Source organism: Novosphingobium olei (genome assembly GCF_037076535.1).
GTDB lineage: Bacteria > Pseudomonadota > Alphaproteobacteria > Sphingomonadales > Sphingomonadaceae > Novosphingobium > Novosphingobium olei.
The window spans coordinates 3,750,020-3,772,374 of record NZ_AP029021.1 but is presented as its reverse complement, the minus strand read 5'-3'; the positions used below and the strand labels follow the sequence as shown (position 1 = coordinate 3,772,374).

General features: G+C 64.3%; 24 protein-coding genes. 16 read left to right on the top strand and 8 right to left on the bottom strand.

All coding sequences use genetic code 11. From position 1 onward, the window contains the following. Positions 1-34 precede the first annotated feature (34 nt). The 4 genes from AACH40_RS17895 (at position 35) to AACH40_RS17880 (ending at position 3,521) form a co-directional block, all read left to right on the top strand. Positions 35-496 carry a DUF2497 domain-containing protein gene (locus tag AACH40_RS17895; protein ID WP_169493848.1) on the top strand — a complete coding sequence of 154 codons (462 nt, stop codon included), beginning with the start codon at positions 35-37 and terminating at the stop codon, positions 494-496. Positions 497-559: 63 nt separating this feature from the next. Beyond that, positions 560-2,701, top strand: a complete 2,142-nt coding sequence (locus AACH40_RS17890) for a S9 family peptidase (RefSeq protein WP_338643537.1) — start codon at positions 560-562, stop codon at positions 2,699-2,701. Between the two features lie 26 nt (positions 2,702-2,727). Continuing rightward, positions 2,728-3,153, top strand: coding sequence for an acyl-CoA thioesterase (locus AACH40_RS17885; RefSeq protein WP_338643536.1), 426 nt, complete (start codon positions 2,728-2,730; stop codon positions 3,151-3,153). Then, a complete protein-coding gene (locus tag AACH40_RS17880; RefSeq protein ID WP_338643535.1) occupies positions 3,150-3,521 on the top strand; it encodes a (2Fe-2S) ferredoxin domain-containing protein in 372 nt (123 codons plus the stop codon). Before AACH40_RS17885 ends, AACH40_RS17880 begins: the two co-directional genes overlap by 4 nt. A gap of 9 nt (positions 3,522-3,530) precedes the next feature. Here the strand turns inward: AACH40_RS17880 and AACH40_RS17875 are convergent, their stop codons facing one another. Beyond that, positions 3,531-4,709, bottom strand: coding sequence for a saccharopine dehydrogenase family protein (locus AACH40_RS17875; RefSeq protein ID WP_338643534.1), 1,179 nt, complete (start codon positions 4,707-4,709; stop codon positions 3,531-3,533). Between the two features lie 24 nt (positions 4,710-4,733). Further along, positions 4,734-5,903: an acyl-CoA dehydrogenase family protein gene (locus AACH40_RS17870; protein ID WP_338643533.1), complete on the bottom strand. Its 1,170-nt coding sequence runs from the start codon at positions 5,901-5,903 to the stop codon at positions 4,734-4,736. A gap of 192 nt (positions 5,904-6,095) precedes the next feature. Between AACH40_RS17870 and AACH40_RS17865 the strand changes: the two genes are divergently transcribed. Further along, on the top strand, positions 6,096-7,157 hold the full coding sequence (locus AACH40_RS17865) for an AI-2E family transporter (protein WP_338643532.1): 1,062 nt from the start codon (positions 6,096-6,098) through the stop codon (positions 7,155-7,157). A 7-nt stretch (positions 7,158-7,164) separates the two neighbouring features. Here AACH40_RS17865 and dcd read toward each other — a convergent pair whose 3' ends face one another. The 4 genes from dcd to AACH40_RS17845 form a co-directional block, all read right to left on the bottom strand. Then, positions 7,165-7,719: a dCTP deaminase gene (dcd, locus tag AACH40_RS17860; protein ID WP_338643531.1), complete on the bottom strand. Its 555-nt coding sequence runs from the start codon at positions 7,717-7,719 to the stop codon at positions 7,165-7,167. A gap of 23 nt (positions 7,720-7,742) precedes the next feature. Beyond that, the gene (locus AACH40_RS17855) at positions 7,743-8,174 is read right to left on the bottom strand and encodes a cytidine deaminase (protein WP_338643530.1); all 432 of its coding nucleotides are present in this window, start codon (positions 8,172-8,174) and stop codon (positions 7,743-7,745) included. Beyond that, positions 8,171-8,815, bottom strand: coding sequence for a glycoside hydrolase family 25 protein (locus tag AACH40_RS17850; protein ID WP_338646168.1), 645 nt, complete (start codon positions 8,813-8,815; stop codon positions 8,171-8,173). The genes AACH40_RS17855 and AACH40_RS17850 overlap by 4 nt, the downstream gene beginning before the upstream one ends. A gap of 83 nt (positions 8,816-8,898) precedes the next feature. Continuing rightward, positions 8,899-9,381 carry a UPF0262 family protein gene (locus AACH40_RS17845; RefSeq protein WP_169493858.1) on the bottom strand — a complete coding sequence of 161 codons (483 nt, stop codon included), beginning with the start codon at positions 9,379-9,381 and terminating at the stop codon, positions 8,899-8,901. A 103-nt stretch (positions 9,382-9,484) separates the two neighbouring features. Here AACH40_RS17845 and AACH40_RS17840 point away from each other — a divergent pair, with 103 nt between their 5' ends. From AACH40_RS17840 to AACH40_RS17805, 8 genes are all read left to right on the top strand, one after another. Then, the gene (locus AACH40_RS17840; protein WP_169493859.1) at positions 9,485-10,996 is read left to right on the top strand and encodes a replicative DNA helicase; all 1,512 of its coding nucleotides are present in this window, start codon (positions 9,485-9,487) and stop codon (positions 10,994-10,996) included. 89 nt (positions 10,997-11,085) lie between these two features. Then, complete coding sequence (rpoZ, locus tag AACH40_RS17835; protein ID WP_169493860.1) at positions 11,086-11,430, top strand: DNA-directed RNA polymerase subunit omega; 345 nt, start codon at positions 11,086-11,088, stop codon at positions 11,428-11,430. A 99-nt stretch (positions 11,431-11,529) separates the two neighbouring features. Continuing rightward, positions 11,530-14,082, top strand: coding sequence for a helicase-related protein (locus AACH40_RS17830; RefSeq protein WP_338643528.1), 2,553 nt, complete (start codon positions 11,530-11,532; stop codon positions 14,080-14,082). Further along, positions 14,082-14,363 (top strand): RNA-binding S4 domain-containing protein, encoded by a 282-nt coding sequence (locus tag AACH40_RS17825; protein WP_338643527.1) that lies wholly within the window; start codon positions 14,082-14,084, stop codon positions 14,361-14,363. Before AACH40_RS17830 ends, AACH40_RS17825 begins: the two co-directional genes overlap by 1 nt. Positions 14,364-14,427: 64 nt before the next feature. Next, positions 14,428-14,766: a ferredoxin FdxA gene (fdxA, locus tag AACH40_RS17820; RefSeq protein WP_011443786.1), complete on the top strand. Its 339-nt coding sequence runs from the start codon at positions 14,428-14,430 to the stop codon at positions 14,764-14,766. 402 nt (positions 14,767-15,168) lie between these two features. Beyond that, positions 15,169-15,693, top strand: a complete 525-nt coding sequence (locus tag AACH40_RS17815) for a CarD family transcriptional regulator (protein ID WP_169493864.1) — start codon at positions 15,169-15,171, stop codon at positions 15,691-15,693. 150 nt (positions 15,694-15,843) lie between these two features. After that, positions 15,844-16,587, top strand: a complete 744-nt coding sequence (locus tag AACH40_RS17810; protein ID WP_169493865.1) for a head GIN domain-containing protein — start codon at positions 15,844-15,846, stop codon at positions 16,585-16,587. 84 nt (positions 16,588-16,671) lie between these two features. Continuing rightward, complete coding sequence (locus tag AACH40_RS17805) at positions 16,672-17,025, top strand: hypothetical protein (protein WP_338643524.1); 354 nt, start codon at positions 16,672-16,674, stop codon at positions 17,023-17,025. A 2-nt stretch (positions 17,026-17,027) separates the two neighbouring features. Here the strand turns inward: AACH40_RS17805 and AACH40_RS17800 are convergent, their stop codons facing one another. Beyond that, entirely contained in the window at positions 17,028-17,981 is a 954-nt protein-coding gene (locus AACH40_RS17800) for an L-threonylcarbamoyladenylate synthase (protein ID WP_169493867.1), read from the bottom strand. 46 nt (positions 17,982-18,027) lie between these two features. Between AACH40_RS17800 and AACH40_RS17795 the strand changes: the two genes are divergently transcribed. From AACH40_RS17795 to AACH40_RS17785, 3 genes are read left to right on the top strand one after another with little or no spacing between them, the layout of a single operon-like run. Further along, the gene (locus tag AACH40_RS17795) at positions 18,028-19,746 is read left to right on the top strand and encodes an acyl-CoA dehydrogenase family protein (protein ID WP_338643522.1); all 1,719 of its coding nucleotides are present in this window, start codon (positions 18,028-18,030) and stop codon (positions 19,744-19,746) included. After that, entirely contained in the window at positions 19,746-20,564 is an 819-nt protein-coding gene (locus AACH40_RS17790) for a DUF815 domain-containing protein (protein WP_338643521.1), read from the top strand. Before AACH40_RS17795 ends, AACH40_RS17790 begins: the two co-directional genes overlap by 1 nt. A gap of 48 nt (positions 20,565-20,612) precedes the next feature. Further along, complete coding sequence (locus AACH40_RS17785; protein WP_338643520.1) at positions 20,613-21,095, top strand: GAF domain-containing protein; 483 nt, start codon at positions 20,613-20,615, stop codon at positions 21,093-21,095. Between the two features lie 85 nt (positions 21,096-21,180). Here the strand turns inward: AACH40_RS17785 and AACH40_RS17780 are convergent, their stop codons facing one another. Beyond that, entirely contained in the window at positions 21,181-22,335 is a 1,155-nt protein-coding gene (locus AACH40_RS17780) for an acyl-CoA dehydrogenase family protein (RefSeq protein ID WP_169493871.1), read from the bottom strand. Positions 22,336-22,355 lie beyond the last annotated feature (20 nt).

Here is a 22,355-nt window from a genome sequence, read left to right as displayed (position 1 = left end):
GCAGGCGCTGCACATTGGGCACGGAAACAGAGTGATGCGCCAAGCTGGAGAACCCTCGGTCGAGGAAATCCTTGAATCGATCAAGAAGGTGATCGCGCGCGACAATCGCGTCGAGGCTGCGCAGTCGCGCACTCTCAGGACCTCCCCCGCCGAAGCGCCGCCGCCCCGGGTTCACGAGGTGCTCGATCTGACCGAGATCGCCTCGCAGATCCTGTCCGAAGACCAGGACGCCGCCGTGGCCGATGCACAAGGGGATTCGCCGCTGCTCCCGGAAACGACCACAGCCTCGATGCGCGATTCGCTTGCAGCACTCGCGATGCTGTCCGAACCAGGCGCCGCGCCGCAGATCGTCCGCTCTGGCGAAACCTCGCTCGAAGGGTTGGTGCGCGAAATGCTGCGGCCCATGCTGGCTGATTGGCTCGATCGAAACCTGCCTCCCATGGTGGAGAAAATGGTTGCAGGTGAAATCGCACGGATCGTCGGCAAGAAGTCCTGATCGTTTGGCTCCAGCCGCGATGGTGGGCTGGATATCGCGATCGGAAGAGCCTATCCGGTTGCGATGAAAACCAGTTTGCTTTCGCACATTGCGCTCGCCGTCGCCGTGGCTGCTCCCCTTCCCGCAGCGGCTGCTCCGTCCCGGACACCGTTCTCGGCGCACGACCTCGTCTCGTTGAACCGACTTGGCGGCGTGGCTGCCTCCCCGGACGGCACGCTGGTCGCCTACACTGTCACCGTAACGGACGCCGCAACCTACAAGCGTAGCACGCAGTTGTGGCTACGCCCGCTCGGAGCCAAGGCGCCGGCACGTCAGGTGCCGGTTGAAGGCTCGGTAAGCGATCCGGCGTTCGGACCGGATGGCAGCCTGTTCTTCCTTTCCGACAGCAAGCAGAACGGCAAGGATGCCGGAACGCAGGTGTGGAAGATCAGTCAGCCAGCAACCGCGCCGGCTTCCGCTGTCGCGGTCACGTCTTTCAAAAGCGACGTCAATGGTTTCAAGCTTTCTCCCGATGGCACTCACATCGCCGTCTGGGGCGACATCGCCCGAACCTGCCCAACCTTCGGCGGCTGCGAATCTGACGGAAACGCCAGCCTGCCCGGCCCAGGCACGGGTCGCCTCTACAAGGATGGAACCGGCTTCGTACGTCATTGGGACGCATGGGAGACGCCCGGAAACTACAGCCGCATCTTCGCCTATGCGCTGGGTGCAGACGGACGGGTCAACACGGATACGGGCCACGCTCTCGATGGTGACGCCGTCAATGGCGGGCTGGTGGGCGATGCACCGAACAAGCCCTTTGGCGATGGAGGCGACGTGGCCTGGAGCGCTGACAGCAAGGCCGTGATCTATGCCGCGCGCCAGGCCGACCGCGACGAACCACGCTCCACCAACCTCGACCTGTGGTGGGCACCCATCGATGGTTCAACCCCCAGGAACCTAACCGCCGCCAACAAGGCTACCGACGCTGGGCCCGCCGTGTCACCCGACGGTCGCTGGCTGGCTTATGTCGCCATGGCCCGTCCGACTTATGAAGCCGACCGTCTCGTCGTCCAACTGCTTGACCTGCAGTCTGGCCAGTCGCGGGCCTTGACCGAAGGCTGGGATCGTTCGGCCGGATCGCTGCAGTGGACCGCCGATGGCAAGGCATTGCTCGCATCTGCCGAAGACGTACTCGATACCCCGGCTTTCCGCATCGACGTCGCGACCGGGAGGGTCACCCGTCTTGCGCTATCGCCAGTGAAGGGCCGCGAAGGCCACATCGGCAACCTTACCGCGCTCAAGGACGGGCGCTTTGTCTTCACCCGCGATTCGATCGAAGCTCCGGCCGAGATCTACATCGGCAAGCCGGGCGGCAAGGCGTCGGCGCTGACCGACCTTGCGACATCGGCGTTGGCGTCGCGCGCGCCGGTCACCACGCGCCGCTTTAGCTTCAAGGGTGCGAACGGTGACACAGTGTGGGGCCAGATCACCAAGCCGGCCAATTCGACCGACAAGCTTCCCGGCATCCTCTACGTGCACGGTGGACCGCAGGGATCGTTCAACGATTCCTGGTCAAGCAGGTGGAACCCGCGCGTCGTGGCAAGCCAGGGTTATGCTGTTGTTTCGATCGATTTCCACGGGTCGACCGGATACGGGCAAGCTTTCACCGATGCGATCAACAACGACTGGGGTGGGAAGCCGCTCGAAGACCTGCAGAAGGGTTTTGCGGCCGCCGCCGCGCTCGATCCGCAAGTCGATGACGCCAACGCCTGCGCCATGGGTGCCTCCTATGGCGGATACATGATGAACTGGATCGAGGGGAACTGGGCCGACAAGTTCCGGTGCATCGTGCAGCACGACGGCGTGTTCGACGCACGCGCAATGGCCTACGAGACCGATGAGCTGTGGTTCGACGAATGGGAACACGGCCAGAAGAATTACGTGCAAGACCCTGCCGCCTTCGAAAAATGGAACCCGGTCAACCACGTCGGCCAATGGAAGACGCCGATGCTCGTGATCACGAGCGAGAAGGACTTCCGCATCCCCTACACACAGGGCCTCGCCGCGTTCACCGCGCTGCAGACGATGAAGGTGCCGAGCGAGCTGCTTGTCTTCCCCGACGAAAATCACTGGGTCCTCAAGGCAAGGAATTCGCTGCAGTGGCACCAGACGGTATTCCACTGGCTCGATCGGTGGTTGAGGAAGGACGGCAAGGAAGGCTAACCCCTGCGTCAACACAGGGAGTAACCATGGCCAAGCCCGACCCCGCGCTGCTCGATCCGGCGCGCTACACTTTTGCACACGAGGTCACGACGCGTTTCGCTGACCTCGATCCGAACGACCATATCAACAACGTTGCGATGGCGGCGGTGCTTGAGGATGGGCGCGTCCGCTTCAATGTGCAGGTCGGCCTGAAGCGTACCGAGACATTTCGCCCGATGGTCGCCAGCGTCGGGATCGAATATCTCGCACAGGCGCACTTTCCGCAGAGCATGACCTGCCATGTCGCTGCTTGCGAAATCGGTCGGTCGAGTTGGCAGATGCAACAGTTGCTCATGCAGGATGGCCGCGCAGTGGCGACCTGCCGGACGGTGGTGGTCTGCACCAACGGAGAAAGCGCCATGCCCATCCCCGGTGAGTTTCGCAGTCTTCTTCAACCGTGGTTGCTCAAATGAGCTCGAGCAAGGAGATCGCTGCCGCCGAAGAGGCACTCGCCAAGCTTGGCGGATTCGCCGTGAAGCGGCACATCCTGCTTTGCGCGGACCCTGAAAAGGACAAGTGCGCGCCCCGCAAGAAGGGTGAAGAAAGCTGGAAATACCTCAAGAAGCGCCTGGGCGAGCTGAAGCTCGGTGGAGCGCAGGGCATCATGCGCAACAAGGTTGGCTGTCTGCGCGTCTGCCTCGCCGGCCCTGTTGCCGTCGTCTATCCGGACGAGGTCTGGTACCATTCCTGCACACCGGAAGTGCTTGAACGCATCCTTCAGGAGCACATCATCGGCGGCGTGCCGGTGGAGGAATTTCGCCTCCACCCGCCCGCCGCCTGAACGCTGCGATCAGTTTTCGGCTTCGAAGTTGATTTCGGCATGCTCGCGCAGCCGCTTGACCAGCGCCTCGCCGAGGAACGCCCCCGGCGTGCCGACACCGCCGGCCACATCCGATTCCACCAGCCCAAGGCCCGTCTCGGTCAACATGCGGCTGGTCGAGCCATAGCCCGGATCATACCGGCCCTTCACGGCGTACTGGATAGCTTGGCCATCCGGCAGCTCGCCAACGAAGAGAAGGTCGTAGCTGCCGTTTTCCCGCACCTCCCTGGTGGGCCCTTCGCCCGGCAGCGGATCGTTGGGCGTGCCGATCATCGGAGTCGATGCGACGTAATTCGCCACGGCCTCGCCCTGCTCGCCAGGTCCGGTCAGGATCATCTCGTCGTAGACGAAGTCCTTGCCGAACGGGAAGCCCAGTAGCTGGTTGGTGCGGTGGACGTTCTTTACGTTGATGACCGCCATGATGAAGGGCGCGCCCCACGATCCAAGCGCTTCATCATAGAGCGGCTTGTCAGCGGGCGGCTGGGGCGGGCCTTCGAACCCCGGCGTCAGTCCGAACGGGCTGGCCATGATCGCGCCGAGCGCCGGCTCCTTGGCGATCGCGGCCAGCGTTGCCTTCAGGCTCGCCGCAGTGCCGCCGGAAACGCCGCCCTTGGTATCGCGAACGCGGCCCTTCACGCGCGGCGCAGCCTTGCCGAAGCGGGCGACCGCTTCCTTTTGCAGCATCAACACGCCGAGATCGAACGGAATCGAATCGAAACCGCAGGAAAAGCAGATGCGCGCTCCGCTCACCTTCGCGGCGACATCGTACTTTTCGATCATCTGGCGCATCCACACCGGCTCGCCGCACAGATCGGCATAGTCGGTGCCAGCTTCAACACAGGCGGCAACCACAGGCTCGCCATAAAGCTGGTAGGGACCGACGGTCGTGACGATCGAACGTGTCGATTCTGCCATTGCCTTGACGCTCGCCGGATCGGCAATGTCGGCAACGATCAGCGGCGTATCCGCCGGCGCTCCGATCAGGTCGCGGATTTCGGCCAGCTTGGCGGCACTGCGGCCCGCCATCGCCCATTTCGGGCCGTTGCGGCCGTAATGATTGTTGAGATATTCGGCGACCAGGCGGCCCGTATAGCCCGTCGCCCCGTAGATCACGATGTCATAAGGGCGCGAGGCCCGGTCGGTTGGCATGGAAGTCACTCCCTTCCCGAAGGATCAGAAACCGTACTGGCGGCTGGCGAGGTCGAACATGATCTCCTCGGACCCGCCACCGATCGCCATCACCCGGACCTCGCGGTAGATCCGCTCGACCCGGCTACCCCGGATGAAGCTGGCGCCGCCGAGGATCTGGCACGCCTCGCGCGCGCAGAATTCCATTGTCTGCGTGGCCTGCACCTTGAGCAGCGCGAACTCGCCTGGTGCGGCCTTGCCGTTCACCAGCGTCCACGCGCAGTGATCGATCCACGCCTGCGTGGCCTGGATCCGACGGAGCATATCGGCAAGCTTGTGGCGGATCACCTGGTTGGCAACGAGCGGCTTCCCGAACGTCTGCCGCTCGCGCGCCCATTCCAGAGCATCCTCGAAGCACAGCCGCGCGTTGGCCGCTGCCTGCTGTGCCATGCCGATGCGCTCGCCGTTGAAGTTACGCATGATCGCGCCGAACCCGGCGTTTTCCGGTCCGATCAGGTTCTCGGCAGGCACCTCGACGTCGTCAAAGTGGATCGTCGCCGTGTCCGAGGCGTGCCAGCCCATCTTCTCCAGCGGCGTGCGCGAAACGCCGGGGCTGTCCATGTCGACCAGCAGCAGCGAAACGCCGCCGATTCCTGGCCCGCCAGTGCGCACCGCCAGCGTGATGTAGTCGGCGCGCATGGCCGAGGTGATGAATGTCTTCTGCCCGTTGACGATGTAGCTCGCGCCCTTTCGCTCCGCCTTCGTGCGCAGGTTCGCGACGTCGGAGCCGCCTGAAGGCTCGGTGATGCCAAGCGAAATGATCTTCTCGCCTGCCAGCACCGCAGGCGCGATCTTCTTCTTCATCGCCTCGCTGCCTGCGGCAAGGATGGGAGGCAGGCCGATGCCATGGGTCATCAGCGAGGCAACGATACCACCAGCGCCCGGGCGGCAAAGTTCCTCACTCTGCACGAACGAATGGAAGATGGTGTAGCCATCCGACGTGCCGCCGTATTCCTCTGGGTAGCCGAAGCCCAGAATGCCAGCCCGGGCCGCCTTGACATGAAGTTCACGTGGCAGCTGGCCAGCGCGCTCCCATTCGTCGACGTGGGGGCTGACTTCGCGCGAGACGAAAGCGCGAACGCTGTCGCAGACTGCTTCGTGCGTCTCGTCGTAATGCGGCGAGCGGGTGCGCCACTCGTCGAACAGATGGGCCATCGGCAATCCTCGATCTGGCGGGTTCTGCCCCGTCCGTTCGGGAAGGTATCGCGATGCGAAGAGTTTTAGTCAATCAAGCGATTAAAAGGGATCTGGCCTTCTGGTCGCGGTACCCGGGAGCAAAATCGCCCCTCGCTGGTTGAGCGCCGCGGCTATAAGAGGCATTCGCGCCGAAGAGGGGGACGCTCGCGCATGATCGATCGCAAGAGATTTGAAGCAGGGGGCCTGATCGGTTTCGTTGCGCTCGCATCGGTGGCGTTTATCGCCGTGGTGTGGGATTTTCTCGGTGCCCTGTTCTGGGCGGGCGTTGCGGGTATCATGTTCCAGCCGCTGTTCCGCCGGATCACGGCGAACCTTGGCGGGCGCCGCAGCATTGGAGCTGCGATCACGCTCCTGGTCATCACCATCGCGGTCATCATCCCGCTGCTGCTGATTGGCAGCATGATCCTGGATCAGGCCGCTGGCGTATATGCTGCGGTGCGCGATGGCCAGATCGACTTCGCACGCTACTTCGATCGCATTCACGATGCCCTGCCACTGCGCCTTCAGGAGCTCGCCGATCGGCAGGGACTGGGCAGCTTCGAGCGCATGCGCCGTCAGGTTTCTGCGGCTCTAGGCGGAAGTGTCAGCGTGCTTGCCAACCAGGCGCTTTCGCTGGGCCGCAATGCAGCGCAGTTCCTGCTGGTCTTCGGCGTCGGTCTGTACGTGACCTACTTCCTCCTGCGCGATGGGGCAGAGATCGGCAGCGCGATCGTCCGCGCCGCTCCGTTCGAGCGTGACGTCGCCCAGCGCCTCGGCGATCGCTTCGTCACCGTCACCCGCGCCACGGTTAAGGGCTCGGTGCTCGTCGCCATGGCGCAGGGAGCGCTGGGCGCGGCAACCTTCGCGCTTGTTGGCGTGCCCGCGGCGATGCTGTGGGGCCTGATCATGGCCTTCGCCGCGCTTCTGCCCGCGATTGGGCCCGCAATCGTATGGATCCCGGTCGCGGTCTACCAGCTCGCCACGGGCCAGATCTGGCAGGCGATGGTGGTGATCTTTTCCGGCGTTGCCGTCGTCGGAATGATAGACAACCTGCTGCGCCCGCTGTTGGTAGGCCGCGATACCGGCATTCCCGATTGGCTTGTGCTGCTCTCCACCCTGGGCGGGATAGCCCTGATGGGGATTACCGGTGTCGTAGCCGGGCCGATCGTGGCGGCACTGTTCATGTGCGGCTGGCAGATCCTGACCGAAGAGAGGGACCGCCAAGCCGGCTGAACACAACTCAAAGCCGCGGCAGTGTCACTCCGCGCTGGCCCATGTACTTGCCCGCACGATCGGCATAGCTGACCTCGCACGGTTCGTTTCCTTGCAGGAACAGGAACTGGCAAGCGCCTTCGTTGGCGTAAATCTTGGCCGGAAGCGGCGTGGTGTTCGAAAACTCCAGCGTCACGTGCCCCTCCCAGCCGGGCTCCAGCGGTGTCACGTTCACGATGATGCCACAGCGCGCGTACGTGCTCTTGCCAAGGCAGATTACCAGAACATCGCGCGGCACGCGAAAGTATTCGACCGTGCGCGCCAGCGCGAAGGAGTTGGGCGGAATCACGCAGACATCGGTCTTGCGATCGACGAAGGAGTTGGAATCGAAGTCCTTCGGATCCACCACTGCCGAATCGACATTGGTGAAGATCTTGAAATCGTCCGCGACGCGCGCGTCGTAACCATAGGACGACAAGCCGTAGCTGATGCAGCCGTCACGCTGCTGACGTTCGACGAAAGGCTCGATCATGCCTTCGCCCAGCGCCTTTTCGCGAATCCACTTGTCGGAAAGAATGGCCACGCCTGCCCCCGGAACTGTTGACGTCAGCCCAGTTGAGCCGGACCGAATGCGTTGGGCAATAGCACCGAAAGGCGCGTTTCCAACACTTCCTTGGCACCGATGCAGAGAACGACCGGATCGGTGCTGCCAAGCGCGGCCAGCTCGTTCAGCACCTGCCGGCACCGGCCGCACGGCGTGATCGGCGCATCGATGCGTCCCCCGGGGCCGCCCAAAACGGCAACCGCCACCAAGGCGCCCCGACGCCCAGCGTGCGATGCTATGGCGCAGGCAACGGTTTCGGCACACAGCGAAAGGCCGTAGCTCGCGTTCTCGACATTGGCACCGGTCACGATCGCGCCGTCCTCGAACAACAGCGCGGCCCCCACATGGAAGTTCGAATAGGGGGCATAGGCGCTGTTCACAGCACTGCGGGCTGCGGCAATCAGCGCCTCCCTGCCCTCGTTCAGGTTTGTCATGGTTCCACCACCACCCATCGCGCAGGTCCTTCGATTCCCCTGACCCGCGCCCGTCGCGAGGCTGTCCACATCACGAACGGCCGCCCGGCGTAGCCGGGGGCGAGATAGTCCTGAACCAGCCAGAGATTGCGGTCGAGAACAGCAGCCAGATGATAGCGTGTCTCGATACTTCGCGTCGGCATCAGGATCGCCGCCTTGCCCACATGCTTTTCCACCTGGTTGAGGAAGGTGGTCAGTTCGCTCTGCAGCGCGGCTTCGCCAGGTGCATCTGGACAGGAGCGTGAATCGATGTCGAGCATGATGGCGGGGGGAAGCAGGTCCTTTTCCCGCGGCACTGTCGTGACGAAATTGGCCGCTTGCGCATCGGCCGGCGCGCAAAGGTCGTAGACGTGAACGGCACCTGCCTGCATGCCTGCCGCGCGAACCGCATCGATCCCCTCGCCGAACGATGGATCACGGCGATCCGGACCTTCGCTGGCGGTCAGGTAGACGAAGTCAGCGCCATCCGCTTTGATCATCCGCCAGTCGATGGCACCGTCATGCTGGTCCACCCATACGCCCTGTACCGGAAAGCGCGCGCGCTCGGGCCGCCATGCGCGGGCCTGCCACCACAATGCGCCACCAGCCGCCAGAAGCAGCACCAGCAATGCCGCGAGCAGACGCCGACGCGCCTTGGTTCGCTTTTTCGTCATGGCAGAAAGGTGCGCCCCGAATCCGGTCAGTTTCAGCCCCTGATATGCAGCACGCAGATCAGGGTAAAGAGCCGACGTGCCGTGGCGAAGTCGGTGTCGATCTTGCCTTCAAAGCGTTCCAGCAGAAGCTCGGCTGCGCCGTTGTGGACCCCACGTCGCGCCATGTCGATCGTCTCGATCTCCTGCGCGGTCGCCCGCCGGATCGCCTGGTAGTACGAATCGCAGATCGCGAAGTAGTCTTTGATCGGCCGTCGGAAGCGGCCGAGCCCAAGGATGATCGTCTCGAGCAGCGATCCACCGTCGTCGGAAATGGCCAGCGCCAATCGTCCGTCCTCGACAGACAGCCGCAGGCGGTAAGGGCCCTCATGGCCTGCTTCGAACGCGCGGAGAGGCTTGAAGGTGTTCTCTTCGATCAGGTCGAAGATCGCAATGCGACGCTCCTGCTCGATATCGGCATTGCGCCAGATGATCGTCGCCTCATCAAGCTCGATATGCGAAATGCGCGCGTCCGCCATGGGGCAGCGTATTTCGCAGACGCGAAGGGCGCCCGCAAGCCCTCCCCGCTATCCACAGGGCTGTCGCCTTGTGACGGCCGTCCCGCTCGGGCACAAAGGAGCGATGGCAGCCAGCGAAGTGATCCTCATGCGCGAACCCGAAGAGACGCGCACCGTCCCCTCCAACGTCGAAGCCGAGGCCGCCTTCCTCGGCGCGGTTCTGATCGACAACCGCATCCTCGAGGAACTGACCTGCCCCTTGAAGGCAGAGCACTTCTACGCCGCCGTCCATGGCCGCGTGTTCGAGCGGATCCAGGCCCTGATCGACCGCAAGGCGGTGGTCACTCCGGTGACGCTCAAGCCCTATTTCGAAAGCGACGAAGGGCTCAAGGAACTGGGCGGCACCGCCTATCTGGCGCGGCTCACTGCCGATGGTCAGGGCCTGCTCAACCCGCGCGAGCTTGCCGAACAGATCTATGATCTCGCGCTGCTTCGCGAGCTGATCACGGTGGGGCGTGGCCTTGTCGAAGGGGCGATGGACACCAGCGAATCGGTCGCGCCGCTGCAGCAGATCGAACTGGCCGAAGCCTCGCTCTACAAAGTTGCCGAAGGCGCGCAGACGGGCAGCGAGGCGCAGAGCTTCGGCCAGGCGACCCGTACGTCGCTGGAGATGATCGAAAAGGCGCTGCTTTCGGGCGGCCACATCTCGGGCAAGACCACGGGCCTCACTTCGGTCAACGAAAAGATCGGCGGCCTGCACGATTCGGACCTGATCATCCTCGCCGGGCGTCCGGGCATGGGAAAGACCTCGCTCGTCACCAATATCGCCTTCAACGCCGCAGATCGCCTGCGCCGCGATCAGGCAGATGGAATCGCGCTGAAAGATTCGGTCGGCGCGGCCGTCGCCTTCTTCAGCCTCGAAATGAGTGCCGACCAGCTCGCCACGCGCATTCTGGCCGAACAATCGGGGATCAGCTCGGAAGCATTGCGCATGGGCCGGATCAGCCGGGATGAATTCCAGCAGCTGTCCTTTGCCAGCCAGCGTCTTGCCGAACTGCCGCTTTACATCGACGATACGCCGGCGCTCACCATCGGGTCACTGCGCGCCCGCGCCCGCCGGCTCAAGCGCCGCCACGATATCGGCCTGATCATTGTCGACTACCTGCAGCTGCTGCAGGGCTCGGGGCGCAGCGACAACCGCGTGAACGAAATCTCGGAAATTTCGCGCGGTCTCAAGACCCTCGCCAAGGAGCTGTCGGTGCCGGTGATCGCGCTCTCGCAGCTGAGCCGCGCGGTCGAACAGCGCGACGACAAGCGCCCGATGCTCTCGGACCTGCGCGAATCGGGCTCGATCGAACAGGACGCCGACATGGTCTGGTTCGTGTTTCGCGAAGACTACTACGTCGCCGCCAAGGAGCCCAAGGTTCCGCAGGGCAACGACGATCCCAAGGTGCAGGAAGCGCACGCGGCGTGGCAGGCGGAAATGGAGCGGGTCTATGGCCTTGCCGAACTGATCGTCGCCAAGCAGCGCCACGGTTCCACCGGCAAGGTCCGCCTCCGCTTTGAATCGCGGATTACCCGGTTCAGCGATCTTGCATCGGATGACCTGCGTGCCGCCTACGGCAACGACGAATAGCAAGGCGGCCAGCGTTTTCTTGACTTTTCCACACCCTCAGCCTAGCTGGCGCTCTTTCCTTCCATCCTGATTTTAATCGGAGTGCCCTTATGGCGCGCGTTACCGTCGAAGATTGCGTCGACAAGGTCCCCAACCGTTTCGATCTGGTCCTGCTCGCCGCCGAGCGCGCACGCGCGATTTCGGGCGGCGCGGAACTTACCGTCGACCGGGACCGCGACAAGAACCCCGTGGTCGCCCTGCGCGAGATCGCGGATGAGACCGTGCGCCCCACCGTGCTCAAGGAAAACCTGATCCAGTCGCTGCAGCGCGTGTTGCCGGAAGACGATGACGAGATCGACGAAATCGGCTCGCTGTCGCAATCGGCCGAGGCGCTGCGCATCACGGCAGCGGCGCCGGTGCGCAACACTTCGCTGGGCGCCGACTACGACGGCTGATTCCGGCAAGACGTAACATTGTAATTTCAGCAGAAGGCGCCGTGGATAAAATCCCGGCGCCTTCTTGCGTGTGCCCGCCACGCTCGCCACATTCTCTTCATGGCCGGCCCCCTGCACCCGCATGCGCGAGGCGACCGCAAGACGGTCAAGGCGGTGCTCGGCCCTACCAACACCGGCAAGACCCACCTCGCCATCGAACGGCTCTGCGCGCATTCCTCGGGCGCGATCGGCTTCCCGCTGCGGCTTCTGGCCCGCGAAGTCTATGACCGGGTCTGCGCGATCAAGGGCGCGCAGAACGTCGCCCTGATCACTGGCGAGGAGCGGATCGAGCCGAAGAATGCCCGCTGGCATCTGTGCACGGTGGAAGCCATGCCCAGCCGGCCCGACCTTGCCTTCGTCGCTCTCGATGAAGCGCAGCTCGCTGCAGACCCGGAACGCGGCCATGTCTTTACCGATCGCCTGCTGAACACGCGCGGACGCGAGGAGACGATGCTGCTCGGCTCGGCCACGCTCGAACCGATGGTCAAGGCCTTGGTCCCCGAGGCCGAGATCGTCACCAGGCCGCGCTTTTCCACGCTCACCCATACCGAGCCCAAGAAGCTGTCGCGCATCCCGCCACGCAGCGCGATCGTCGCCTTCAGTGCCGAGCAGGTCTATGCCATGGCGGAAATGCTGCGCCGTTTTCGCGGCGGCGCGGCCGTGGTCATGGGCGCGCTGTCCCCGCAGACGCGCAACGCGCAGGTGGCAATGTATCAGTCGGGCGAAGTCGATTACCTCGTCGCCACCGACGCCATCGGCATGGGCCTCAACCTCGACGTCAATCATGTCGCCTTCGCCGGACTTTCTAAATACGACGGGCACCGCCATCGCCGGCTCACCACGGCGGAAATGGCGCAGATCGCCGGACGTGCTGGGCGCCATCACAAGGACGGCACATTCGGCGCGCTCGCCGGGATGGGCGGCCACGATCCCGAATTCGCGCCCGAAGAAGTATACGCGATCGAGGAACATCGCTTTCCCCCGCTGACCCGGCTGTTCTGGCGCGAGGCCGAGCCGCGCTTCGATTCTCTCAAGATCCTGATCGAGGATCTTGAAAGCCCGCCCTTTCGCCCCGAGCTCGCAACCCCGCCCAAGGCCATTGACCTCGCCGTCCTGAAGCGCCTCGCCGAAGATCCGGACATCGCCGACACAGTCCGCGGGCGCGGATCGGTCCAGCGCTTCTGGCAAGCGTGTTCGCTTCCGGACTTTCGCCAGCAGGGCGTGGAAACGCATGCCCGCTTTGTCGCCAGGTTATGGCAGGATCTGCGGCGCGGGTACCTCGGGGCGGATTATGTCGCTCAGGCGATCGCGCATCTCGACAATCCTTCGGGCGATATCGACACATTGCAGGGCCGCATCGCGGCGATCCGCTCGTGGTCATACATCGCGCAGCGTCCGGACTGGGTGCTGGCGCGAGACGAAATGGCCGCACGGGCCCGCGCCGTCGAAACCCGCCTGTCGGACGCGCTGCATGGTCGCTTGACCGAACGCTTTGTCAATCGCCGAACCACGGTGCTGATGCGCAAGGTGGGCGGCGATGCGGGATTGCTGCCCGTGCGACTGTCCGATGCAGGCACCGTGCTCGTCGATGACGAGCCGATCGGCCATCTCGAAGGCTTCCGGTTTATCGTCGATCCGCTTGCGCGCGCCAGCGATCGCAAGCTGTTGCTCGCTGCGGCGGAACGACACCTGCCGGCCCTCCTCGATCGGCGCGCCGAAGCTCTGGCTGGCGATGCAAGGTTGGACGCTGCGGAACAGGCGAAAGCCCTCCATCTCGATGCCGGGCGCATCCGCTGGCACGAGGAGACGGTGGCACGGCTCGATCGCGGCAAGACGCTGCTCACCCCCAGGCTGTCGCTGGAGCCTGCGCTCGCGGCGCTCCCTCCGCTCGCACGTGGCAAAGTGGAGAGGGCTCTTTCCGATTGGCTCGTCCGTAAACTCGCGAGCCCGCTCGCTCCGCTGCGCAAGCTGGAAGCGGCAGGATCAGCCTGCGAATCGGGGCCCGCCCTCCGGGCATTGCTGCTGCATCTGATCGAGGCAGGCGGAGTCCTGCCACGCGATGAAGCAAAGCTGGAGCGGCTCGATGCCGGGCAGCGTGAGAGCCTGCGAAAGCTTGGTATTCGCGTCGGGACCTTCGACCTGTTCGTTCCTGCCTTCCTGAAACCACGCGCGCTCGCGCTCTGGGCGATGGCCGCAGACGTTCGCGGCCTGCCGCATCCGCCTGTGCCTTCCGACATGCCGCCAGTAATCGCAGGGAAGCTTGCGCCGCTTGGATATCGCCGCTTCGGGGTTCAGGCCCTACGCGTCGATCTGGTGGAAAAGCTCCTCCAGGCGGCGCACGGATCGCGCATGGGCGCGCGCGCAAAGCGCTACTATCTCGATCCGGCGCTCGCCCGCTCCATGGGCCTCTCTACAGCAAGTTACGCCTTGCTGCTGCGTCAGGCGGGTTTCCGTGTAGCCACCGGGCGGGCCTTGGGGGAAGGTGCTTTCGGCCCCCCCTCGCCCCCTTTGTGGGACTGGCGGCCCCCGCGTCCACGGCCAGCAGAGACAGCCAGACCGTCCGTAGTGGCCGGCAATGGCGCATTTGCCGCGCTTGCCGAGCTGATCCGCTGATGCGGATCGACAAGCTGCTCTGGTTCCTGCGGCTTGCATCGACGCGCACCCACGCCCACGACTGGGCTCTCGAAGGGCACATTCGTCTGAACGGTCGGCGGATCGAGCGGCCGAGTGCGGCCGTCCGCCCCGGCGACGTTCTGGTGCTTCCCACGGTCACCGGCGTGCAGGTGATCGAGGTCGTGGCCCTGCCTACCCGGCGCGGCCCCGCGCCCGAAGCACAAGCATGTTATCGCCAAATCGAACCGGCCATACCCGCGACAGTCCCAACGGACGCTTGACGCCCGCCGCCAAACGCCTCTAGCACGACGGGAAACGATCAACGCCTGAGGGAAAATCACCGCCATGACCTATGTCGTCACCGACGCCTGCATCCGCTGCAAGTTCATGGATTGCGTCGAAGTTTGCCCCGTCGATTGCTTCTACGAGGGCGAGAACATGCTGGTGATCAATCCCAGCGAATGTATCGACTGCGGCGTGTGCGAACCTGAATGCCCGGCCGAAGCCATCCTGCCCGATACCGAATCCGGGCTGGAGCAGTGGCTTGAGCTGAACGCCAAGTACTCGGCCGAATGGCCCAACATCACCGCCAAGAAGGACGCCCCGGCGGACGCCGACGAGCACAAGGGCGAAGAAGGCAAGTTCGACAAGTACTTCTCGGCCGAACCCGGCGAAGGCGACTGACCGCCTGCGCCATTGAACCGCACGCGATCGGTGATTCGCTGATCGCTTGTGCCGGCGGTTCAACGGCATCGTGATGCTCGCATCGCGCGTCTGCCAGTCGTATTGGCGGGATCCCGCGGCCTTTCCCGCAGGATGACGGCGATTTAACGCGTCTGGGTCTGGCAATTTTATTACAGCGGTGCTATATACGGTGCACGCGCTGGGCGGGGCAATGCTCGTTCCAGCGCCTTTTCACCACGAAAAGGCAGGACAGGCGGCAAACGTATCGCAAAGGGATCGCCGACCGAAAAAGTTGACGGTCGTTTGCCGGACCTCTTCCCCAAAGGGCCCGGACCTTGTGCTGGAGGATGGGTGATCCATCCGACGTCGCCTTTTCTCCTGCCTGCGTCGAAAGGATAAGCAATGGCAGCCAAGGCTCTTGCCTTCGATGTTGGGGATTACGTCGTCTATCCGAAGCATGGTGTCGGCCGGGTGGTCGAACTGCAGCAAGAAGAAATCGCTGGAATGAAGCTGGAGCTTTATGTGCTCCGGTTCGAAAAGGAGCGCATGACGCTCCGCGTGCCCGTCAACAAGGTCGAAGCGATCGGCATGCGCAAGCTGTCGTCGGACAAGACGCTGCGCGAAGCGCTCGACACGCTCAAGGGCAAGCCCAAGGTCAAGCGCACCATGTGGTCGCGCCGCGCACAGGAATACGAAGCGAAGATCAACTCGGGCGATCTCGTATCGATTGCTGAAGTCACACGCGACCTGTTCCGCGCCGATGATCAGCCGGAGCAGTCCTACTCGGAACGCCAGATCTTCGAAGCGGCTTCGTCGCGTCTCGCCCGCGAACTGGCGGCGATGGAGAAGACCGACGAGCCGGCCGCGCTCAAGAAGATCCTCGCGATCCTCAACGAGCACGCGCCGAAGTACTACGAAGCAGTCTGACTGTTTCCGCCACGCGCGAAAGCAAAGGCCGCCGGTGCGAACCGGCGGCCTTTCTCGTTCCACCGACGGCTGAACTGCAACGGCGAACGACATGGCATGTCCTGCCAAGGTGCGTTAGATCAGCAACACACCAAGTGGGAGAGTATCGTCATGCTCAAGGACTTCGCCAAGACGCTTGCGGGCGTCGCCTTCGTCGGGCTCGCCGCCGCGCTTTCGGGTTGCGACGCAGCCAGCGTCACCATCGATGGTGCGAAGGGTGTGCCCCTTGCCCAGCTCGATCTTTCGGGCAAGGCTCCCGATGAAATCACCCTGCTTGGCCCCGACAAGGTCCACGTCACGCGTGGCGATCGCCTCGCCATCACTGTCGACGGGGAACAGCCGATCAAGGACAAGCTGCGCTTCACCCTCAAGGACGGCAAGCTCGGCATCGCGCGCGATTCGTGGAAGAGCAGCGACAGCGACGAAGGCATCGCCACCGTCAACGTCACCGTCCCCGCAGCCCGGGAACTGGTCCTCGCGGGCTCCGGCCAGATCGACATAGATGGGCTGGAAGGCGAAACGGCGAAGCTGACGATCGCGGGATCGGGCACGATCGCCGCTGCGGGCATCACCGCAAAGGAACTCAAGGTGGATGTGGTGGGCTCAGGCAAGCTTCGCGGCGCGGGCAACACCGGGAAGCTCGAGATGACCATCGCCGGCAGCGGTAATGCCGAACTCGATGGTCTGGTCGTGCAATCGGCCAAGATCGACGTAGCAGGCTCGGGCAGCACCCGCTTCGCCTCGGATGGTGAGGTCAAGGCCAACATCATGGGATCGGGCGAAGTCCGCGTGAAAGGCCGAGCCACCTGCAAAGTATCGTCCATGGGCTCGGGCCGGCTCGTCTGCGAACCCTGAACCGTCATTTCCGCGCCGTTTCGAGCCCGGTCATCCTTGCAATGGCCGGGCGGCCATGGGACCCTGATGCCAGGGAGACAACCCATGTCGATCAAACACTTCTTCCGCCCCATCCTCGTTTCAAGCGCCGCCATATTGTCCGGTTGCGTGGCCAAGAGCGCCTTCGATTTGGCCACGATGCCAGTCCGCGCCGGCGCGCGCGCGGTGGACACGACAGCTGACGTCTACGACAAGCTCACCGTCAGCCAATCCGAGCGGGACGAGAAGCGCGGCCGCGAGATTCGGCGTCGGGAAGAGCAGTACGGCAGGCTTTCGCGCGATTATGATCGTGCCCGCCATGATTGCGAACGCGGCAACGAGGATGCCTGCGAGGCGGCGCGGTCGATCTATGGCCGGATGGACGCCATGCGCGCTTCCATCCCCTACGAAGGTCGTTAGCCTCAGGCCGCGGCGCGGCGCAGGCGGTCGTTGATCGCGATGCCGATGCCCTGCTCGGGGATCGGCGCCACGGCAATCCGCGCGTCTTCCGCATCGGCCGCAGCATGCAAACAGGCATAGAGCCGCGCCGCCGCTTCGGCGAGATCACCACTAGTTGATAGCGAAATGTCGCCGGCCACAGCTCCGAACCCGATGTGAAATTCACCCGGCTCCGCCACTTGCGCACCGAGCCGCACGGGCTTTCCCGGCGCATAGTGGCTGGCGAGTTGCCCCGGCGCCTCGATCCCGCGCGCGTCTGACGTCATTGCCTCAACAGCGTCGCCCAGAACCCTGGCGATGGCATCGGCGGTGATCGGGCCGGGGCGCAGAACCGCCCAGGTCCCGTCATCCCGCAGGCCGACGATGGTCGATTCGAGCCCCTGCTCGGTCGCTCCGCCGTCGATGATCAGATCGACGCGCCCGCCGAGCGAGGCCGCGACATGATCGGCGGTCGTCGGACTGACGCCACCGCTGCGATTGGCGGACGGCGCCGCCAGAGCAAGGCCGGTGACACGAAGCAAGGCCTGCATCGCGCCATGCGCCGGGCAGCGCAGTGCGACCGTCGGCAGGCCGGCACTGACCGCCGCAGCCAGCACGGCATCGCCCCGGCGGGGCAGCACCATCGTCAGGGCGCCGGGCCAGAATGCTTCGGCAAGCAGGCGCGCCCGCGCATCGAACGTCGCCAGTTGCTCGGCCGCCGCCACGTCGGGCACGTGGACGATCAGGGGATTGAAGTCTGGCCGCCCCTTCGCCCGGTAGATGCCGGCCACCGCGTCGGCGCTGTCGGCACGCGCGGCAAGTCCGTAGACCGTTTCCGTCGGAACGGCGACGGTGCCGCCACGCGCGATCACCTCGGCCGCAGCGGCGATGCCGGATTCGTCGGCCCGAACCCGAACGGGAGGCTTTGTCGCAACCATGGCTTGGCGCTATAGCGCCCCTGCAGCGCTGCCAAGGAAAACAAGCATGGATTTCACGCCGCCCACCGCCGATCAGCTTCTGGCCATCAAGGTAAGTGCCGGGATCGAGGAGCTTGCCGCTCACGAACGCTACGGCGCCGCTACATCCGACACGGTCGAGGCCATCGTCGAGGGCATCGGCGCGTTTGCAGCGGGCGAATGGGCACCGCTCAATCGAATCGGGGATACCGCCGGCGCGAAATGGGCGGACGGCGTCGTCACCCTCCCGGATGGCTATCGCGCGGCCTATCAGGCATTTGTCGAACAGGGCTGGAATTCGATCGCCGGCCCCGAAGAATTCGGTGGCCAAGGGTTGCCCTTCACGCTTGCAACCTGCGTCCTTGAAACGCTGGGCGCTGCCAACATGGGTTTCACGCTCCTGCCGATGTTGACGGTCGGCGCCATCGAGGCGCTCCACCATCACGGCAGCGAAGCGCAGAAGGCGCTGTATCTGCCCATGCTCGTTTCGGGCGAATGGTCAGGTACGATGAACCTGACCGAACCGCAGGCCGGCTCCGATGTCGGCGCGCTGCGCACCACCGCCACGCCGATCACCGATGGCCCGCACGCCGGAAAGTATCGCATCGCCGGCACCAAGATCTACATCACGTTCGGCGAGCATGACGCGGCCGAGAACATCATCCACCTGGTCCTGGCACGCACCCCCGGCGCACCTGCGGGTTCGCGGGGCATTTCGTTGTTCATCGTGCCGAAGATCCACGTGAACGAAGATGGCTCGCTCGGCGAAGCCAACGACGTGCGCTGCGTATCGATCGAGCACAAGCTCGGCATCAATGTCTCGCCCACTTGCGTCATGTCCTATGGCGACAATGGCGAATGTATCGGCGAGATGGTCGGGCGGGAAAATGGCGGGCTCGCGGCAATGTTCACGATGATGAACTCCGCGCGCATCAATGTCGGCAGTCAGGGCGTACAGATCGCGGAGCGCGCTCTGCAGCAGGCCGCAGCCTATGCGCGCGACCGCATCCAGTCTGCCCGGGCCAGCAGCACCGACAAGACTCCGGTGGCGATCATCGAGCATCCCGACGTGCGCCGCATGATCCTGCGCATGCGTGCGCTGACCGAAGGCGCGCGCGCCCTGCTCTACTACACGGCGGGCCAGGTCGATCGCGGCGCGCTGGGCGATGAAGCCGCGGCGAGGCGCGCGGAGCTGCTCGTGCCGCTGCTCAAGGCATGGGGCACCGATGTCGGCTGCGAAGTCGCCAGCCTTGGCGTGCAGGTCCACGGCGGCATGGGCTTCGTGGAGGAAACCGGCGCCGCGCAACATTATCGCGACGCGCGCATCGCGCCGATCTACGAAGGCACCAACGGCATCCAGGCGGCCGACCTGGTGACGCGCAAGCTGGGATTCGAGAACGGCGGCGTGCTTCAGGCACTGCTCGGCGACATCGCGGCCGAGATGGAGGACGTTCCTGAAGTCGCCGCGCTGGCGAAGGACGCTGCCGCAATCGGACAGTGGATGACCACCACCGCTTCGCTCGACGACAAGCTTGGCGGATCGGTCCCCTTCCTGACCATGTGCGCCGTTGCCGTCGCTGGCTGGCAACTGGCGCGACAGACCCGCCACAGCAACAATCCGGCGAAGACCGCAGTGACCAAGTTCTTCAACCGGACCATTGCCCCCGAAGCACGCGGCCTCGGCGCGGCAGCCATGGCGGGCGAGGAACTGCTCTACGAACTCGATAGCGCAGCGCTCGTCGGCTGATGGCGGTGGAACGACTTCTCGAGCGCATTGCCGATGCGCTGGATCGGATGGTCCCCTCCCCGCCACCGCCGATCGACTGGTGCGCCCACCCGGCCTACGTCTGGGATGGTGCAAAGGCGCGTCCGGTCGCGGTTCTGGAGGCCCCGTCGCTCGATGTCATGCGCGGCATCGACAAGCAGAAGGCAGCGGTGGTCGAAAACGTCCGCCGCTTGGCCCAAGGCCACGCCGCGCATGACATGCTGCTGTGGGGTTCGCGGGGCATGGGCAAGTCGGCCTTGCTGCGCGCTGCGGTGCGTGCGGCGCAGGAAGCCGCTCCCGGTTCGGTGGCGCTGGTCCAGGCCGCACCCGATGCCGGCCTGACGCACCTGTTCGCCGAATTGCGCGGCGTTGCCCGCCAGTTCCTTGTCTTCATCGACGATCTCGGGTTCGATTCCGGCGATACCGACGGGTCGCGCAAGCTCCGTTCGTGGCTGGAAGGCGGTGTAGAAGCGCGCCCTGCCAATGTTCGCCTCGCGGTGACGTCGAACCGCCGTGCGATCGTCGAACGCCATGCCGCCGAACAGGACGACCCGATCAATCCGCGTGATGTGGTCGACGACAAGCTGGCGCTGGCTGACCGGTTCGGGCTCAGTCTCGGCTTTCACGCCTGTTCTCAGGACGATTATCTCGCGATCATCGCCGGGTATGCCGCGCATCTCGATCTCGCCTGGAATGAAGGCGATGCCCTCGAATGGTGCAAGCGTCGCGGCGGGCGGTCGGGCCGTGTTGCGTGGCAATACGTCAACGAACTCGCCGGACGCGCCGGACGCGCCGTCTGATTTCCCAAGTTGCGCCACGCAACTCCAGTTTCCGCTACAGGACCAGGCATGTACGATTTCAAACCGGTGGACGGTCAGCCGAAGGCCGATCTCTACAACGATCTTGTCGCAGCCGCGCGGGCGCTCACCGAAGGCGAAAGCGACGGGGTTGCCAACATGGCCAACGTCGCCGCTCTGCTGGCCGAATTCCTGCCCGATCTGAATTGGGCCGGCTTTTACCGCATGGTCGGCGGCGAACTGGTGCTCGGCCCCTTCATCGGCAAGCCGGCCTGCATCCGCATCGCGGTCGGCAAGGGTGTATGCGGCGCGGCGGCGGCCAGTGGCCAAGCGCAGCTGGTGCCCGATGTGCACGCCTTCCCGGGCCATATCGCCTGTGATGCCGCAAGCCGGTCGGAACTGGTCGTGCCAGTGTTGCGCAACGGCGCCGTGGTTGCCGTGATCGATCTCGACAGCCCATCGCCGGCGCGCTTCGATGATGCCGACGCGGCCGGGATCGAAGCGCTGGCAGCCATCCTCGCCGATCGCATCTGAACTGCAAGATGAGCTGGCAACCTACGAAAAAGGCCCCGCAGGCATAACCCGCGGGGCCTTTTTGCCATCTGCAATCGGGCAAGCCTTACAGCTTGCGGCCGATGAGTTCCTTCATGATTTCGTTCGTGCCGCCGAAGATGCGGGTGACACGCGCGGCGCGCCAACTGCGCGCGATGGCATATTCGTTCATGTAGCCGGCGCCGCCGTGCAGCTGCAGGCACTTGTCCATGACTTCCCACTGCAGTTCGGTGTGCCACAGCTTGGCCGCAGCGCCCTCTTCCGGGGTCAGTTCCTTCTTGAGGTGCCGGGCGAGCGCCCAGTCGAGGTGCGCCCAGCCCACCTGCAGCTTCGCCTTGATGTCAGCCAGAGTGAAGCGGGTGTTCTGGAAGTCGAGGATCGGCTTGCCGAACGCCTTGCGATCACGCGTGAAGGCGACGGTATCGTCGAACGCCTTCTGTGCAGCAGCCTGCGCGCTGACAGCGATCGACAGGCGCTCCTGCGGCAGTTCGCTCATCAGATAGATGAAGCCCTTGCCCTCTTCACCAAGGCAGTTGGTGATCGGAACGCGCACATCGTTGAAGAACAGCTCCGAGGTATCGGCCTCGTCCTGGCCGATCTTGTCGAGGTTGCGACCACGCTGGAAACCTTCGCGATCGGATTCGACCAGAACGATCGAAACGCCTTTCCACTTGGGCTCGATCTCGGTGTCGGTCTTGCAGCAAACGAGGATCAGGTCGGCATTCTGGCCATTGGTGATGTAGGTCTTCGACCCGTTGATCACGTAATGGTTACCGTCCTTCTTCGCGGTCGTGCGCATGCCCTGAAGGTCAGAACCGGTGCCGGGTTCGGTCATGGCGATGGCAGTGACCACCTCACCCGAAACCATCTTCGGCAGCCACTTCTGCTTCTGCTCTTCGGACCCGTAGGAGATCAGATAGTTGGCAACGATATCCGACTGCAGCGAAAAGCCGGTCGATGCGCCGCCGTAATAGGCGCCTTCTTCGTCGATGATCGCGTTGTAGCCGAAATCGAGACCCAGCCCGCCGTAAGCCTCGGGCACGGTCGGGCACAGCAGGCCAAGCTCGCCCGCCTTCGGCCAGACGGACTTTGGGACAAGGCCTTCGTCCGCCCACTTGCTGGCATTGGGCGCGATCTCGGTTTCCATGAAGCGCCGGACGGTCTGGCGGAACGCTTCGTGGTCTTCGTTGTAGGCAGTACGCGGAATCAGATCGAGCGACATGGCGCAGGCTCTCCGGTTAT

Coding starts and splice junctions, on each gene's coding strand:
- AACH40_RS17845 (WP_169493858.1), bottom strand. CDS start 9,381: ATGGCGGACGCGCGCATTTCGCATATCGAGCTTGATGAGGCGACGATC.
- AACH40_RS17865 (WP_338643532.1), top strand. CDS start 6,096: ATGATCGATCGCAAGAGATTTGAAGCAGGGGGCCTGATCGGTTTCGTT.
- AACH40_RS17815 (WP_169493864.1), top strand. CDS start 15,169: ATGGCAGCCAAGGCTCTTGCCTTCGATGTTGGGGATTACGTCGTCTAT.
- AACH40_RS17875 (WP_338643534.1), bottom strand. CDS start 4,709: ATGCCAACCGACCGGGCCTCGCGCCCTTATGACATCGTGATCTACGGG.
- AACH40_RS17825 (WP_338643527.1), top strand. CDS start 14,082: ATGCGGATCGACAAGCTGCTCTGGTTCCTGCGGCTTGCATCGACGCGC.
- rpoZ (WP_169493860.1), top strand. CDS start 11,086: ATGGCGCGCGTTACCGTCGAAGATTGCGTCGACAAGGTCCCCAACCGT.
- AACH40_RS17880 (WP_338643535.1), top strand. CDS start 3,150: ATGAGCTCGAGCAAGGAGATCGCTGCCGCCGAAGAGGCACTCGCCAAG.
- AACH40_RS17790 (WP_338643521.1), top strand. CDS start 19,746: ATGGCGGTGGAACGACTTCTCGAGCGCATTGCCGATGCGCTGGATCGG.
- AACH40_RS17805 (WP_338643524.1), top strand. CDS start 16,672: ATGTCGATCAAACACTTCTTCCGCCCCATCCTCGTTTCAAGCGCCGCC.
- AACH40_RS17840 (WP_169493859.1), top strand. CDS start 9,485: ATGGCAGCCAGCGAAGTGATCCTCATGCGCGAACCCGAAGAGACGCGC.
- AACH40_RS17855 (WP_338643530.1), bottom strand. CDS start 8,174: ATGACAAACCTGAACGAGGGCAGGGAGGCGCTGATTGCCGCAGCCCGC.
- AACH40_RS17800 (WP_169493867.1), bottom strand. CDS start 17,981: ATGGTTGCGACAAAGCCTCCCGTTCGGGTTCGGGCCGACGAATCCGGC.
- AACH40_RS17810 (WP_169493865.1), top strand. CDS start 15,844: ATGCTCAAGGACTTCGCCAAGACGCTTGCGGGCGTCGCCTTCGTCGGG.
- fdxA (WP_011443786.1), top strand. CDS start 14,428: ATGACCTATGTCGTCACCGACGCCTGCATCCGCTGCAAGTTCATGGAT.
- AACH40_RS17895 (WP_169493848.1), top strand. CDS start 35: ATGCGCCAAGCTGGAGAACCCTCGGTCGAGGAAATCCTTGAATCGATC.
- AACH40_RS17780 (WP_169493871.1), bottom strand. CDS start 22,335: ATGTCGCTCGATCTGATTCCGCGTACTGCCTACAACGAAGACCACGAA.
- AACH40_RS17870 (WP_338643533.1), bottom strand. CDS start 5,903: ATGGCCCATCTGTTCGACGAGTGGCGCACCCGCTCGCCGCATTACGAC.
- AACH40_RS17785 (WP_338643520.1), top strand. CDS start 20,613: ATGTACGATTTCAAACCGGTGGACGGTCAGCCGAAGGCCGATCTCTAC.
- AACH40_RS17890 (WP_338643537.1), top strand. CDS start 560: ATGAAAACCAGTTTGCTTTCGCACATTGCGCTCGCCGTCGCCGTGGCT.
- AACH40_RS17885 (WP_338643536.1), top strand. CDS start 2,728: ATGGCCAAGCCCGACCCCGCGCTGCTCGATCCGGCGCGCTACACTTTT.
- AACH40_RS17830 (WP_338643528.1), top strand. CDS start 11,530: ATGGCCGGCCCCCTGCACCCGCATGCGCGAGGCGACCGCAAGACGGTC.
- AACH40_RS17795 (WP_338643522.1), top strand. CDS start 18,028: ATGGATTTCACGCCGCCCACCGCCGATCAGCTTCTGGCCATCAAGGTA.